Origin of the sequence: Streptococcus salivarius (assembly GCF_009738225.1) — a bacterium.
Taxonomy (GTDB): Bacteria; Bacillota; Bacilli; order Lactobacillales; family Streptococcaceae; genus Streptococcus.
On record NZ_CP018187.1, the window covers coordinates 1508727 to 1526229 of the forward strand.

At 42.0% G+C, this 17503-nt stretch carries 3 protein-coding genes; 1 reads left to right on the plus strand and 2 read right to left on the minus strand.

Features of this window, described 5'->3' with window-relative positions:
* Positions 1-238 precede the first annotated feature (238 nt).
* Positions 239-4690, minus strand: coding sequence for a glycoside hydrolase family 70 protein (locus tag BSR19_RS07225; protein ID WP_156246902.1), 4452 nt, complete (start codon positions 4688-4690; stop codon positions 239-241).
* Positions 4691-5285: 595 nt separating this feature from the next.
* Between BSR19_RS07225 and BSR19_RS07230 the strand changes: the two genes are divergently transcribed.
* Entirely contained in the window at positions 5286-5729 is a 444-nt protein-coding gene (locus tag BSR19_RS07230) for a hypothetical protein (RefSeq protein WP_156246903.1), read from the plus strand.
* A gap of 201 nt (positions 5730-5930) precedes the next feature.
* On the opposite strand, the gene BSR19_RS11810 is transcribed toward BSR19_RS07230, so the two are convergent.
* Positions 5931-17363 (minus strand): accessory Sec-dependent serine-rich glycoprotein adhesin, encoded by an 11433-nt coding sequence (locus BSR19_RS11810; RefSeq protein WP_156246904.1) that lies wholly within the window; start codon positions 17361-17363, stop codon positions 5931-5933.
* Positions 17364-17503: the final 140 nt, after the last annotated feature.

Below are 17503 nucleotides of genomic sequence, written 5' to 3' on the forward strand. Positions count from 1 at the left end.
TTTAATGAAAATCCCTAAATTCAAAGTTTTCTCGTATTAAATTATGTATTAATAATAGTTATTTGGATTAGGCTATTTTGATATCATCCTTGGCACCAAATAGTCAGAGGTATTTTCACAACTAACTCAAGAAACGGGTTAAATTGACTATTCACAGTCCACATCTAAGTCTTTACGGAAACCCAGTTACGCCATAAAAACCGAGACTGTTGTCTCGGTTCATACAGTTTGGAAACGATTAGATTTGTCCTCGGCCTTGAGCGTCAAAGTAAACCCACCATCCTGGACTCACTTCAACCCAACGGTTAACAGCCATCTCACCTGAATTTGGATCATAGTAACGAACAACGCCGTTCACACGAACCAAATGACCTTTGATTTGCTTACCATTGTTATCAAAGAGGAGGTTTTGACCATTGATAGTAACCATGCCTTTGACAGCATTACCATTACCATCGAAGTAATACCAGCTACCATCGATTTCATGGAATTGATTACGGTAAAGCTCACCTGAATTTACATCATAGTAACGAAGGTTGCCATCAACATTAGCCAAAGCACCTTTCACTTGACGACCATTTTGATCAAAGTAGAGGTTTTGACCATTGATATTTTGTGAACCTTTTACGGCTGCACCATCATTATTGAAGTAAGCCCAAACACCTGGTTCGATTTCTGCGAATCGGTTGCGAGCCAATTCACCTGAGTTAGCATCATAGTAACGGATAGTACCATTCTCATTAACAGTACGCCCTTTAACTTGGACACCATTGTTATCGAAGAAGAGTTCTTGACCATTGATGTTTTGGTGACCTGTCACACGTTTACCATTACCATCGTAGTATGCCCAAACGTTATTACCAATTTGTACGAATTGGTTGCGGCCTGATGTATTGTTATTGTTGTTATCTGGTTTTGGATCTTGTTTACCGTTTGCATTCAAGACACCGTTTTGGTCGTAGTAGAATACTTGACCTCTACGGTTTTGACGGTAACCATCACGCAATTGCACCCCATTAGCGAGGAAGAAGTATTGTTTACCATCGATAGTCTTTTCACCGATTGCCATGCGACCTGAGTTATCAAAGTAGTAAACATTTCCGTCGTTATCTTTGATAAAGGCATTCTTAGCACGTTTGCCATCGTTATAACGATAGTAAACACTGCCCCAGCTCTTCTCAAACTTACCACTACCATCACCGTTTTGGTTGTCGTTGTTAGTAGATTGGTTGCTTCCGACTACTTTTGGAAGGCTAACTTTACCACCATTTGTACCGTAGTAACCACTTAGACCATTCTTAAGCACGTACTCTGAACCACGGTCAAGAATGTTAGTACCATTCATGTACTTCGCAAACCACTGTGTGATCTTCTCGTCAGTAGTCATACGTTTACCAGTAGAGATTTGAACACGATCAAAGATTTGTGGGTAAAGACGTTTCAATTCATCAAGGAAGGCACCACCATATTTACCTTGGTAGTCGTTACCAAAAGTACGTGTCTTAGCAGCGTAGAGGCTATGATTGATGATTGCTCCATCTTTAGTTTCACCATAGTTATTAACACGAGTTGCTGTAACCACTTCATCACCTGGAAGGTTATAGATTTGGTCTGGAACCCAGTCAGCAATCGCTGAGATACCTACAGCGTGGAGTGATTTAAGAGCTGCTTTCAAGTCAGCCAATGAACCGTACTTATTGTCCTTACTCATAGCAATATCATAACGGTCTGTAAAAGCATAACCATTTTGGATTACTGAGTCAAGGAAGCTACCATCATCACTTGAAACGTACTGTGGTGCAAATTCAAATGATGTGATACCCCATGATTTGAAGAGGTTTGCATTTTCAGCAATCTTCTTATTAGTGTATTGTGATGAATCTTGGACGAAGTCTTGGAAGTTAGAGAAACCTTCGTAGATAACTTGTGAATCAAGGGCAGCATTTGATTCATAAACCAAACCACTGCTGTTCTTTTCTTTACTTGGTGCTACACGCACGTCTTGACTTTCAGAAGCACCTACTGGTACCCAAACTGCAAGGTAACCATCAACTTGAGGGTTACGGATACCACGGATTTCGTTTGCATTAAATGTCAAATTACCGTTACCATCAGTGTATTTGACAATGCCGTTAGCATCGCTATCATTCAAGTAAGTAGCCACACCATCGTTTGTTGTCAAAAGCAATGGACGATAAGCTTGGTTACGGTGAGCCGCACCCATGTTAATTGTCAAGTTGCTTGTCAAACGAAGGGCAGGTTGGTTTGAAACGATAACTGCCATACCTTGGTTACGTGTTTCTGCTGTACCAGTATCAGAAGCACTATTAGCCCCTGTACCATAACGTACAGATGTCAAGACACCTGCAGCATCCCAACCATTAGTATTACCATAACCGATGTAGTTAACCTTCATATCTTGACCACCGGCTGCATAGCGGATACGGCCTTTCAAGAGGGTTTCAATAGCATCATAATATGGTGATTTTTGGGCCATATATTGACCATCATCTGTGTACATGTCACCATAGTAAACACGTGGCACAGTGTCCTTATGCGTAAGCATCAAGGCGTATGCTGATGGAATATTATATTGTGTGTATTGCTTGTTAGCACTACGCATGTCTCTGTTGTAGATTTCAAAGGCTTTCTTCATTTCATCAAGCGTGAAGGTATTCCCTGTTGATTGAGGGTTGATTTCATTTTTGATGATTTGACCAATGATTGATTGTACCTCTGAATCGTGAGCACGAACAAAGGCGTAGTTAGCCATGCGTTTAGAGTTTTTACCACTTTCAGAACGGTCATTGATACTATTTGAAATAAGTGGTTCAACTCCTGAGCGGTTACCAATTGGACGCAAGAGTGAATATACCAATGCTAAGTGCATAGGGTCATCCATTGGCAATTGGGCACCTTTAGTGTCTTCATTGTAGTATGGGTCATTGTGAGACCACGCTTCCAAGATAGACATGTGTTTAATGGCTTGATCTTGGCTTTGGTCAGAACCATACTTAGCTTTGAAGTAATCTGAAGCAATTTGAAGAAGGTCAGCATTGACATTATCCACGGCATCGACACGAACACCATCGAAGTTTTCATCTTCAGAACCACCAGTAATAGTACCGATGTTCATGATGTAGTGGAGCCAGTTCAACTGCTCAGCTTGAACCGCTGGGTTTGAGTTGTCGATATCATTAGCCAACAAGAACTCGAAACCACCGTTACTTGTATCCTTAGTATACTTAGGATTGTGTTTACCTGTTTGGCTAGTTGGTGTGCGGTTCAAGAGACGATAATCAGAATTAGCATGGCTTGTACGACTATCGTTGTTATAGAGAAGGGCACCACCTTGCAAGTGATCGCTGTTATCAAGATTTTCAGAAGTTGAATTCCAACCTGGTTGGGTCTTCACGAAATTTTTGATAGTTGTACGCAACCAGTCAGTGTTACCTTCACGCGCAATACGTTCTTCAATACGTTTTTGAACTTCAAGCGCTGCTTGGTCCATTTGAGTTTGTGAGCTGAATGACGTATAGGTCTGATTGGTACCGAGACCTTGCTCCTTCATGTAGTTGAGGTAGCTCGCTTGGATAGCCTTGCTTGGCCACCAAACCGTAAGCAATGGACGTTTGTCATTTTCAGTTGAGGCAGTCCACTCTTTACCATCTTTCAAGATTTCTTTTGGACGGTACCATGTGTTGGCAGTAAAGTAACCATCAACAAGTTCGATATCTTTATCAGTTGTACCATAAAAGGCATTCTTGTCACCATTTACAGTAACGTTTGTGTTTGTGCTATCAGCTGATGAACCTGTTCCACCGTTCTTGTCGAAACGGTATTCTTTTTGGTTAGACAATTCACCAGTTTCAGCGTTAAAGTATTGGCTTCCGCCGTTACGTTCGAGGACATAGTTCTTACGAATAGTGCCATCATCTTCAACGTAGTATTGTTTACCATCGATTGTTTTGATGTGGCTTGGACCATCAGTTACGACATTGTTAGTTGCTGGAAGGTCGTTATTTACTACTGTGACAGTATTGTTGCCGTTAACTGGAGTAGCACGACGGCCTCCTGTAGGACCACGGCGGGCACCAGTCGCACGACGTTCACGTGTCGCTGCACGGTCTGTAACTGTTGTTGTATCAGTTGTAGTATTGTTATTTGTTGTATCAACAGCTGTATCGTTAGTTGCTGTTGTATCAGTTGTAGTATTGTTATTTGTTGTATCAACAGCTGTATCGTTAGTTGCTGTTGTATCAGTTGTAGTATTGTTATTTGTTGTATCAACAGCTGTATCGTTAGTTGCTGTTGTATCTGTTGTAGTTGCCGCACGATCAGTGCCGACTGTCGCTGCCGTATCAACAGCATTCGCTGCAACTGTATTTGTTGTATCAGTTGTCAAATCGAAAGTTGCTGTTGGAGCTGCTTGGTCAGTTGCGGCATTGTTTGTCGTTGCAACTGCTGTAGTTGGATCCTGAGCAGTCGTTGTATCGTTAGATACAGTCCCCGTATCAACAGAAATATCGGGGATGGCTACAGTAGCATCCGTGTGTTCGTCGGCCTGAACGACACCGTCGTTAGTCCCTAATGAAACAGCTGAGACTGCACCGAGTGACATCCCTGTAACTGCGATGGTTACCCATTGTTTCTTAACTTTGTGCATCTTATAATGTACTTTTTTGTCCATAATAAAAAGACTCCTTTTTCCCATTTATAGCTTCATTCTAAATCATTGAAAGCTTTTTTTCAATAAGATTCGATAAATTTTCATAATTTTTAGAAAAGTCCTTTTATTACTTTAATGACATTAGTTTTAAATGAGTGTTTTGGAATATAAAAATACTCATTTTAGTGTTGTTGAGAAAAAGATAATTGATAATCTATAGCTATTTAGAATGATTATTGATAAGGTACTTCTTTTAATGGGATTACAAGGAAATCTAATGAAAATTCACAAAATCCTTAAGGCACTTCTCTCAAAGCGACAAAAAATACCATCCTTACCAAACCATTAGGTCTGTTAAGATGGTGTCTTTTTTAGTCTAGCTTCTCATATAAAAACTAAATTCTAACTATCTAAGCCATTCATTACTTACTGAGGTGTAAGGGCTTTAAATTGGGACCTATAGTGCCAGTAAGAAAGCAGAACACGAGCAACAATTCATCTTATAAAAATGGCTCAAAAGCCTATCGATCTTGCTGAAACTAAGGAAAAAAAGGAGTATAATAAAGGTGAAAATAGTTAACCTATTTAGATACAAATAGAGGGGTAGGTGAGAAAGATGTCAGTACAACATACAAACTTCAACACAAGCCAAGATAAGGGTAAGACTGGTCAAGAGGTCATTAAGCCGGACCTCATTAAGAATAATTCTCCAGACAACAGAGTTGCTTCTATTCTCCTGTCAATTGCCTTTTATTTAGCCATAGTCTATCTTGTCTTATTCTTGCTCTTCGGTCTGTCAAATCCTTGGGGAATGCTTATAATAATTTTCCTAGCACCTAGTTTGATTAGTTTTATCATTGCAACTATTTTAACAGGTATTGGTCGTAAAAAAGGTAATAAAAACTTCTTATACACAAGCATCATTTTTTATATAGCTTCTGTCCTTTTGGCTTATGACCCTGACTGGGGAGTTTTTCGATTTATACCGATTCTGTTAACTATTCTCGTAACTGTGGGAACAGTGATGTATAAACAAGATAATGAGAAAACCAACAAATAGGAGTCCATGTTTAAGTGGTCTCCTATTTTTATGTAGTCGTTAGTATTTCAAAAGGTTTGTTCCATTTTGAAACTATCACAACATCTCCAAATCAAAAAACACCTTCTAGCTAGAATGGTTAGCTAACATGAAGGTGTTTTTTTGTGCTTATCTGAGCATTGCAAAGACTATTACAATTCTGAAATACGAATAATCTTCGACCTATTCTTCATTTTTCTTACGTTTGGCAAGAAAGACGAAACCTGTTGCAGTTGCCAAGGCACCCAAGGCCATACCTAATGATGAGTTTTCCTCACCAGTCTTCGGAAGTGATTGGCTACCACGTTTGTGCTTAGGATCTTTCACTTCAGAAGTTGATTCTGAGGCACTCATTGAGGCAGAGGTTGAAAGACTTGCTGAAGTACTCAATGATGTTGAAATACTTGTTGATGCACTTGTGCTTTCAGAGGCACTCAAGAATACTGATGTAGAAGCGGATACGCTCGCTGATTCTGACGCTGAGACTGAAGCAGATGTGCTTGCTGATACAGACTCGGATGCACTTTCACTTTGTGATTCGCTCAACGATACAGACTCACTAGCTGAAATCGAAGTACTTACTGAGGTTGACACAGACTGTGATTCTGAGACTGACTCACTTACTGAAGTTGATTCTGAGTTTGAAATGGATTCTGATTCAGACACAGACGCACTCTCTGAAACGGACTTGGAGTTCGATACTGACTGCGACTCTGAAATTGAGACACTTACTGAAGTCGATTCTAAGGCTGAGACTGAAGCGGATGTACTTGCTGACGCTGATGTACTCAATGACGTTGAAGTACTTGTGCTTTCAGAGGCACTCAAGAATACTGATGTAGATGCTGACTCGGATACTGAAACGCTTGATGAAGCAGTTTCTGATGCAGATGCACTTGCACTTTGCGATTCGCTCAACGATACAGACTCACTTGTTGAAATCGAAGAACTTTCTGAAGCGGCTGCGCTTGCTGATTCTGACGCTGAGACTGAAGTTGAAACTGAGTTTGAAATAGACTGTGATGCTGAGACAGAAGCACTTTCTGATGCAGACACTGAATTAGAGACTGATTGTGATCCTGAAACAGATGCATTCAATGACGCTGACTCACTCAAGGATGCTGATTCAGAAGCCAAAACTGATGCACTTGTGCTCTGTGATTCACTCAAGGATACAGACTCACTAGCTGAAACTGAAGCACTTAATGATGCTGACTCTGAGTTTGACTCAGATTGTGATGTTGACGTTGATTCACTCTCTGAAGTCGAAACTGAATTTGATTCTGATTGTGAAGCTGATGTCGATTCACTTTCTGACGATGACTCTGAAGTTGAGGCAGATTGTGATTCTGATACATAGGCTGAGACTGAAGCTGAAACTGAGTTTGAAATAGACTGTGATGCTGAGACAGAAGCACTTTCTGATGCAGACACTGAATTTGAGACTGATTGTGATTCTGATACATAGGCTGAGACTGAAGCTGAAACTGAGTTTGAAATAGACTGTGATGCTGAGACAGAAGCACTTTCTGATGCAGACACTGAATTAGAGACTGACTGTGATCCTGAAACAGATGCACTCAATGACGCCGACTCACTCAAGGATGCTGAGTTAGATGTCGAAACCAATTCACTTGTTGAAATGAAGCTTGAAGCCGAGTTCGAAACAGATTCAACAGTTGAAATAATCGCAGAAATTGAAGCACTGAAAGCTTGAGACTGACTTTCAAATACAGAAGCACTTAATGAGCTCGAAGTACTCAATGATACTGATTCAGAAGCCGAAACTGATGCACTCGTGCTCTGCGATTCACTCAATGATGCTGACTCACTAGCTGAAACTGATGCACTTTCTGACGCTGATTCTGAATTAGATACAGACTGTGATTCAGAAACTGAGGCACTCTCTGATGCTGATTCGGAGTTAGATACAGACTGTGATTCTGAGATTGATTCACTTACTGACGCTGACTCTGAAGTTGAAGCAGACTGTGATTCAGAAACTGATGCACTTAATGACGCTGAAACTGAGTTTGACTCGGATTGTGAAGCTGATATTGACTCGCTCTCTGACGCTGAAACTGAGTTTGAAATAGACTGTGATGCTGAGACAGAAGCACTTGTTGATGCAGACACTGAATTAGAGACTGATTGTGATCCAGAAACGGATGCACTCAATGACGCCGACTCACTCAATGATGCTGAATTAGATGTCGAAATCGATTCACTTGTTGAAATGAAGCTTGAAGCCGAGTTCGAAATAGACTCAACAGTTGAAATGATTGTAGAAATTGAAGCACTGAAGGCTTGAGATTGACTTTCAAATACAGAAGCACTTAATGAGCTCGATGTACTCAATGATGCTGATTCAGAAGCCGAAACGGATGCGCTTGTGCTCTGTGATTCACTCAATGATGATGACTCACTAACTGAAACTGATGCACTTACTGACGATGAAACTGAGTTTGAGACTGATTGTGACTCAGAAATTGATTCGCTTACAGATGCTGATTCTGAGTTTGAGACTGATTGCGACTCAGAGACTGACTCACTCTCTGAAGCTGACTCATAATTTGAGACTGATTGTGAATCCGAAATTGACGCACTTACTAAGGCTGACTCTGAAGTTGAAGCGGATTGTGACTCAGATACTGACGCACTTTCTGATGCGGATTCTGAGTTAGACTCTGATTGTGATTCTGATACAGAAGCACTTACTGACGATGACTCGGAATTAGACACTGATTGTGATTCGCTTACTGATGCACTTTCTGATGCGGATTCGAAAGTTGAGACAGATTGTGATTCAGACACTGATGCACTCTCTGAGGCTGATTCTGAGTTTGAAACAGACTGTGATTCAGAAATTGATTCACTTACTGACGATGATTCTGAATTAGACACTGATTGTGATTCAGACACTGACGCACTCAATGATGCTGACCCAGAATTTGAAACAGACTGTGATTCTGAAACTGAAGCACTCTCTGAAGCGGATTCAGAATTTGATACAGATTGTGATTCTGAAATTGATTCACTTACTGAGGCTGACTCTGAATTTGAAACCGATTGTGACTCAGATACTGAAGCACTTTCTGAAGCTGACTCTGAGTTTGAGACAGACTGTGATTCCGAAACTGACTCACTCTCTGAAGTTGAAACGGAATTCGACTCTGATTGTGACTCAGAGATTGACGCACTTTCTGAAGTCGAAACTGAATTTGATTCGGATTGTGACGCTGATGTCGACTCACTCTCTGAGGCTGAAACTGAATTTGATTCGGATTGTGAAGCTGATGTCGACTCACTCTCTGAGGCTGACTCTGAGTTGGAAACAGACTGTGATTCAGACACTGACGCACTTACATAGGATGACTCAGAAGTTGATACTGATTGTGATGTCGACGTTGAGGCACTTTCTGAAGCTGAGACTGAATTTGACTCCAACTGTGATGTTGATGTTGACGCACTTACTGAGGCTGAAGTTGAGTTCGACTCAGACTGAGATGTTGAAGTTGAGGCACTTTCTGAAGTAGAAACTGAGTTTGACTCGGATTGTGATGCTGATGTCGACTCACTCTCTGAAGTCGAAACTGAATTCGATTCCAGTTGTGATGTGCTTACTGATGCACTTTCTGAAGCTGAAACTGAATTTGACTCGGATTGTGATGTTGACGTTGAGGCACTTTCTGAAGCTGAGACTGAGTTTGACTCGGATTGTGATGCTGATGTTGATTCACTCTCTGAAGTCGAAACTGAGTTTGACTCGGATTGCGATGTTGATGTTGATTCGCTCTCAGAGGTAGAAACTGAGTTTGACTCGGATTGTGATGTCGACATTGACTCGCTCTCTGAAGTCGAAACTGAATTCGACTCGGATTGTGACGCTGATGTTGACTCACTTTCTGACGATGACTCGGAAGTTGAGGCAGATTGTGATTCTGAAATTGATTCACTTACTGACGATGAAACTGAGTTCGATTCAGACTGTGAAGCTGAAACTGATTCACTTACTGACGCTGATTCGAAGTTTGAAACAGACTGTGATTCTGAAACTGACGCACTTAATGAAGCGGATTCGGAATTAGACACTGATTGTGATTCTGAAATTGATTCACTTACTGATGCTGACTCTGAGTTTGAGACAGACTGTGATTCTGAAATGGATTCACTTAATGACGCTGACTCTGATGTTGAAGCAGACTGTGATGCTGAGACTGATTCACTTACTGATGCTGATTCGGAATTTGAGACAGACTGTGATTCTGAAACTGACGCACTTAATGACGCTGATTCTGAAGTTGAAGCAGACTGTGATGCTGAAATGGATTCACTTACTGACGCTGATTCGGAATTAGACACTGATTGTGATTCAGAAACTGATGCACTCTCTGAGACTGATTCGGAATTAGATACAGACTGTGATTCTGAAACTGATGCACTCTCTGACGCTGATTCTGAAGTAGACACTGATTGTGAGACTGAAACAGACGCACTTACATAGGCTGACTCGGAAGTTGAAACAGACTGTGATGCTGAAAATGACTCACTTGTTGAAGCTGATTCTGAATTTGAAACAGACTGTGATTCTGAATTTGATTCACTTTCTGAAGTAGAAACTGAGTTTGACTCGGATTGTGACATTGATGTCGACTCACTCTCTGAGGTAGAAACTGAATTCGATTCGGATTGTGAAGCTGACGTTGATTCACTCTCTGAAGTAGAAACTGAGTTCGATTCAGACTGTGAAGCTGAAACTGATTCACTTAGTGAGGCTGATTCTGAATTTGAAACAGACTGTGATTCAGAAACTGATGCACTTTCTGAGGCTGATTCGGAGTTTGATACAGACTGTGATTCAGAAACTGATGCACTTTCTGAGGCTGATTCTGAGTTTGATACAGACTGTGATTCAGAAACTGATGCACTTTCTGAGGCTGATTCGGAGTTTGAAACAGACTGTGATTCAGAAACTGACGCACTCTCTGATGCTGATTCTGAGTTAGACACTGATTGTGAGTCGCTTACTGATACACTTACTGATTCTGACTCTGAGTTTGAAACAGACTGTGATTCAGAAACTGATGCACTCTCTGACGCTGATTCGGAGTTTGATACAGACTGTGATTCTGAGACAGACGCACTTTCTGATGCTGACTCTGAGTTAGACACTGATTGTGATTCAGATACAGACGCACTTTCTGATGCTGACTCGGAATTAGACACTGATTGTGATTCGCTGACTGATGCACTCTCTGACGCTGACTCGGAATTAGATACTGATTGTGATTCGCTGACTGATGCACTCTCTGACGCTGATTCGGAGTTTGATACAGACTGTGATTCTGAGACAGATGCACTCTCTGACGCTGATTCGGAGTTAGACTCAGATTGTGATGCTGACGCTGATTCACTTTCTGAAGTAGAAACTGAGTTTGACTCAGATTGTGATGCTGATGTCGACTCACTTTCTGACGCTGAAACTGAGTTTGATTCGGATTGTGATGTCGATGTTGACTCACTCTCTGAAGTAGAAACTGAATTCGATTCGGATTGTGATGTTGACGTTGACTCACTCTCTGAAGTTGAAACTGAATTCGATTCGGATTGTGATGCTGACGTTGATTCACTTTCTGAAGTTGAAACGGAGTTTGACTCGGATTGTGAAGCTGACGTCGATTCACTTTCTGAAGTTGAAACGGAGTTCGATTCGGATTGTGATGCTGATGTTGATTCACTTTCTGAAGTTGAAACGGAGTTTGACTCGGATTGTGACTCACTAATTGATTCGCTGACTGAAGCTGACTCTGAATTAGAAACAGACTGTGATTCTGAAATTGATTCACTTTCTGAAATCGAAACTGAGTTTGATTCGGATTGTGAAGCTGATGTCGATTCACTCTCTGAGGTAGAAACTGAATGTGACTCGGATTGTGATGCTGACGTTGATTCACTTTCTGAAGTAGAAACTGAGTTTGACTCGGATTGTGATGCTGACGTTGATTCACTTTCTGACGCAGAAACTGAATTCGATTCGGATTGTGAAGCTGACGTTGATTCACTTTCTGAAGCTGAAACTGAGTTCGATTCGGATTGTGACGCTGACGTTGATTCACTTACAGAGGCTGACTCTGAATTTGAGGCAGATTGTGACTCACTAATTGATTCTCTGACTGAGGCTGACTCTGAATTTGAAACTGACTGTGATTCTGAAAGTGATTCACTCTCTGAAGTTGAAACTGAATTTGATTCCAGCTGTGATGTGCTTACTGATACACTTTCTGAAGCTGAAACTGAATTCGACTCGGATTGTGATGCTGATGTCGATTCACTCTCGGAAGTCGAAACTGAGTTTGACTCGAATTGTGATGTCGATGTTGATTCACTCTCGGAAGTAGAAACTGAGGTTGACTCGGATTGTGATGCTGAAATTGAGGCACTTTCAGATGCTGAAATTGAGTTCGACTCAGACTGAGATGTTGACGTTGATTCACTCTCTAAAGTTGAAACTGAATTTGATTCGGATTGTGATGTCGATGTTGACTCACTCTCGGAAGTCGAAACTGAATTCGATTCCAGCTGTGATGTGCTTACTGATGCACTTTCTGAAGCTGACTCTGAGGTTGAGACTGAATTTGATTCGGATTGTGAAGCTGACGTCGATTCACTCTCTGAAGCTGAAACTGAATTCGATTCGGATTGTGATGTCGATGTTGATTCACTCTCTGAAGTTGAAACTGAGTTTGATTCGGATTGTGACGCTGACGTTGATTCACTTTCTGAAGTAGAAACTGAGTTCGATTCGGATTGTGATGTGCTTACTGATTCACTTTCTGAAGTTGAAACTGAGTTTGATTCGGATTGTGATGTCGATGTTGATTCACTCTCTGAAGTTGAAACTGAGTTCGATTCTGATTGTGACGCTGACGTTGATTCACTCACTAAAGTAGAAACTGAGTTTGATTCGGATTGTGAAGCTGATGTTGATTCACTCTCTGAGGCTGACTCTGAGTTTGAGACTGACTGCGATTCAGATACTGACTCACTCTCTGAAGCTGACTCGTAATTTGAGATTGATTGAGAGATCGATGTTGATGCACTTTCAGATGCTGAAGTTGAGTTCGATTCAGACTGAGATGTTGATGTTGACGCACTTTCTGAAGCTGAGACTGAATTTGACTCCAACTGTGATGTTGATGTTGACGCACTTACTGAGGCTGAAGTTGAGTTCGACTCAGACTGAGATGTTGAAGTTGATGCACTTTCTGAAGCTGAGACTGAATTTGACTCTAACTGTGATGTGCTCACTGATGCACTTGTTGAAGCTGATTCTGAATTAGAAACTGATTGTGACTCGGAAACTGAAGCACTCTCTGAAGCTGACTCGGAAGTTGAGACTGATTGCGATTCAGACACTGATACACTCGCTGAGGCTGATTCGGAATTTGATACGGATTTCGACTCTGAAACAGACGCACTCTCTGAAGCGGACTCACTTTGTGAGATGCTTGTCTTCAAGGATTCACTCAAGGAACTTGAAATGCTCGCCGATTTCACGGCACTCAAAGATGTACTTGTTGAGGCTGATTGACTTTGCGAAACGCTAGTCTTCAAGGACTCACTTAATGAACTTGAAACGCTCTCCGATTTCACGGCACTCAAAGATGTGCTTGTTGAAGCTGACTCACTTTGCGAAACGCTTGTCTTCAAGGACTCACTTAATGAGCTTGAAACACTAGCTGATTTCACGGCACTCAAAGATGTGCTTGTTGAAGCTGACTCACTTTGTGAGACGCTTGTCTTCAAGGACTCACTCAAGGAATTTGAAACACTTGCTGATTTCTCAACACTCAAAGAAGCACTCGTTGAAGCAGACTCACTTTGCGAAATACTAGTCTTCAAGGACTCACTCAAGGAACTTGAAATGCTCTCAGATTTCACGGTACTCAAAGATGCACTTGTTGAAGCGGATTCACTTTGTGAAATGCTGGTCTTCAAGGACTCACTTAATGAACTTGAAACGCTCGCCGATTTCTCAGCACTCAAAGACGCACTCGTTGATGCTGACTGACTTTGTGAAACGCTGGTCTTCAAGGACTCACTCAAGGAACTTGAGACACTCGCTGATTTCACAGTACTCAAAGACGCACTCGCTGATGCTGATTCACTTTGCGAAACGCTCGTCTTCAAGGACTCACTCAAGGAACTTGAGACACTTGCTGATTTCACGGTACTTAAAGACGCACTTGTTGAAGCGGATTCACTTTGTGAGAGACTTGTCTTCAAGGACTCACTCAAAGAACTTGAGACACTCGCTGATTTCACGGTACTCAAAGACGCACTTGTTGATGCAGATTGACTTTGTGAAACGCTAGTCTTCAAGGACTCACTCAAGGAACTTGAGATACTCGCTGACTTCACAGTACTCGAAGACGCACTTGTTGAAGCGGATTCACTTTGTGAAACGCTGGTCTTCAAGGACTCACTTAATGAACTTGAAACGCTCGCCGATTTCTCAGCACTCAAAGACGCACTTGTTGAAGCAGATTGACTTTGTGAGACGCTCGTCTTCAAAGACTCACTCAAGGAACTTGAGACACTCGCTGACTTCACAGTACTCAAAGACGCACTTGTTGAAGCGGATTCACTTTGTGAAACGCTCGTCTTCAAAGACTCACTCAAGGAGTTTGAAACGCTCGCTGACTTCACAGTACTCAAAGACGCACTTGTTGATGCAGATTGACTTCGAGATTGACTCATCTTCAAGGACTCACTCAAAGAACTTGAGACACTCGCTGACTTCACAGTACTCAAAGACGCACTTGTTGAAGCAGATTGACTTCGAGATTGGCTGGTCTTCAAAGATTCACTCAAAGAACTTGAAACACTTTTTGAGGCTACCGTGCTCAATGAAAGGCTAGTCGATGCAGATTGCTTAACAGACTCACTTCGACTTTGAGAAATAGATTCCTGCTTAGACTGACTGGCACTTTGCGACACTGACTGGCTGTAATCACTATCCGACAATTTCACCGTCACAACATTGGTCGTACTATCTTTATAAGTAATCGTTACCGTACCATCACTATTAACCGTATAAGACTTAATACGGTTAGCGACCTCTGGATTCAAGGCAGATACAGCCTCAATAATCTTACTCTTATCTGCATCTGTTAAGGCAGTCAGGCTGGTCACCTGAATAGTGCTTGTCGGCGCCACACCCGGTGTACGATCTGACAAGCGACCCTGAGTAATACGAATCTCACCCAAACCATTTGGACGGTTCATATTTGACGCATTGTCAATAGCAGCAACATTACGTTGCCATGTGTTTCGGAAAGAATGATAAAGGTCATCCTTCAAATGAATGGTCGTTGTGATGGTTGCAGGATTATCAGTCGTAGCTGTGATATCTCCCGTAATCGGTGCAATATTACCAGTTCCGTACTGGCTACTACCAAAGAAATTGCCGTTCAAGGCATTGTCATTCAAATCGGCTCTTGCAACAACTTTCATTTCTTTAAGCTTGCCACTGTCATCTGTAGCTGTGAAAGTCAAAACAGCATCATCACCAGCATAGAGGGTATAGTTTTTCCCACCGCCTTCGAGAGGCGTTGACTTAGGTTCCACACCATCAACAGTCAACTTGGCCGTCACTTCAGGACGCGTTCCGTCCGTTACAGCCACGGAATTGCTAGCATCGGAATACACCGCATAATCACCATACATGATGCGAGCTTTGGCTGTTACACCACCTGTTTGTAACTTAACAGTCGGCGTCACAATCGCTTGACCCGAAGCATCTGCCACAGCTGTTCCCACTTCGTCGTCATTATTATATAGAACGACTGTGGAACCTGGCTCAGCTCCCGTCACCGTTACAGGCGTCTGTGTGTAAGCCTTGTCCAATAATCTCGTTTCAACGGTTGGTGCTGCTAGTCGCTTCACTGGAGCCGTCACATCATTAGTGGTGTTATCTTTATAAGTAATGGTTACCACACCAGATGATGAAACGGAATAAGATTTAAAATCCTTTGAAGTGGCAATATTTGGATTAGTAGCCTTAAACGCTTCCCAAACCTTATCTTTTTCGGCTTGAGCGAGATTACTTGTGTCATTAACATAAGTCCCCGTTGTCACCGCCGTAATCGGATTACGAATGCCATCATTTTGTGGCAAAACCTGAATACGAAGCGTACGTGTCACTGACTGCCTAGCCGTATTAGTCACTACAAAAGAAACATTATAAATTTTCCCAGGCGTTACGACCTCTGTCTGCCCAACAGTCCCCACAATATTAAAGGCGACTGCACTATTTTTCAATGCAGAGGTCTGAGGCACGTTGATGCCATTCACTCGATCACTACCAGAAGCGTAGCCAATGCTTTTAATACTATTTCGTGTAGGAATGGTTTCAACAACATTATAAGCTTGATTGATGTAGTCAGAGTTATAAACAGAAATCAAGGCATTGTTAGCCAGACCTAAATTATACTGGGGTGCACGGAGGTTGCTATCAGCATCAATGCGAGAACCATTACGAGGATCACGCTGACCAGATGTCGCACGAAGCACCGCATTGGCAAGACTATTTCTAGCCTGACGAGCCTGAGTTATCGTAGGAGACACATCGCTATCACGATCAGCCAGACTGACACGAATGGCATCCAAGGCTTTATCTCCCTTGAGAATAGCAACCTCCGTATTTGGCAAATCAACAGCTTGAGCTTTATAGGTATAAATGTCTAAGGCTAAATCTTTGAGACGCTTTTCTTGTTCTAAACGCTCAGCATCAGCCACAACCGAGGCAGCTAGTAGCCCAGTCGCCGTATCAGATAATTGGCGATTCGTTTGCACTTCAGATGTCAAGGATGTGTTTAACAAAGTTGACTCTGAGCTGACAAGGGATAGCCCTACTTTAGAGTCGCTACCACTATCACTCTTGCTAACTGACTGAACAGATGCACTTGCACTATGCTCTGATGATTTTTCAGCTGCGCTCTCTGACAGACTATGTGAAGAAGAATCCGTCTGACTTACTGATTCCGACTTAGAAGTTAATGAAGCTGACAAGGAAGCAGAAAGCGAGGCACTCAATGACAAGGATGTCGATCTTGAAGCTAATTCAGAAGCAGACACCGATTGGCTACGTGATAAAGACTCACTCAAAGAAGCCTCCGAAGTCTGACTTGACGCAGTTTCTGATGACTCTTGACTATTTACTTGACTCTCTTGAACACTGGACACAGACTCCATATTTCCAAGAACAACGGAATCAGATGCAGCCAAAAGATCAGTCTTAGCTCCTGCTTCACTTTCCAAAATCGGCTGATTAGTCATTTCATCTGCATGAGCTACTTGAGTCGCAACAGAACCACCTAACAAGGCCCCCGTTGCAAGCACTCCCTTAAGCACTGTCTGACCTGAAAAAGCAGGTGCATCCACCTCTACCTGATGGCCAGCAACAGACGGTGTATCCACGCCTCCTCTAAGCACCTTGAAAAGACCAAAATTCGACGTCGCCGCACGAAGCCAGTGCTTCCCTGACTTAACCAATTTAAAGCGTGTCACACGATCGGTTTCACGATATTGACCTTCATTCCTTCTAAAGAACATATATACTCCATTTATTTTTGATTAAAACACTCCTTTAAATTTTATCATAAAATTAAGCAAAAAATCTCATTTCAAGATTGCTTTCTAGCAATTAATCACTTCTTTCATCCCCCTAAAAATACGATAATAATGGTAACCCT

What these genes read in the sequence shown, in the direction of transcription:
- BSR19_RS07225 (WP_156246902.1), bottom strand. Translation starts at nt 4,690, where the DNA reads ATGGACAAAAAAGTACATTATAAGATGCACAAAGTTAAGAAACAATGG.
- BSR19_RS07230 (WP_156246903.1), top strand. Translation starts at nt 5,286, where the DNA reads ATGTCAGTACAACATACAAACTTCAACACAAGCCAAGATAAGGGTAAG.
- BSR19_RS11810 (WP_156246904.1), bottom strand. Translation starts at nt 17,363, where the DNA reads ATGTTCTTTAGAAGGAATGAAGGTCAATATCGTGAAACCGATCGTGTG.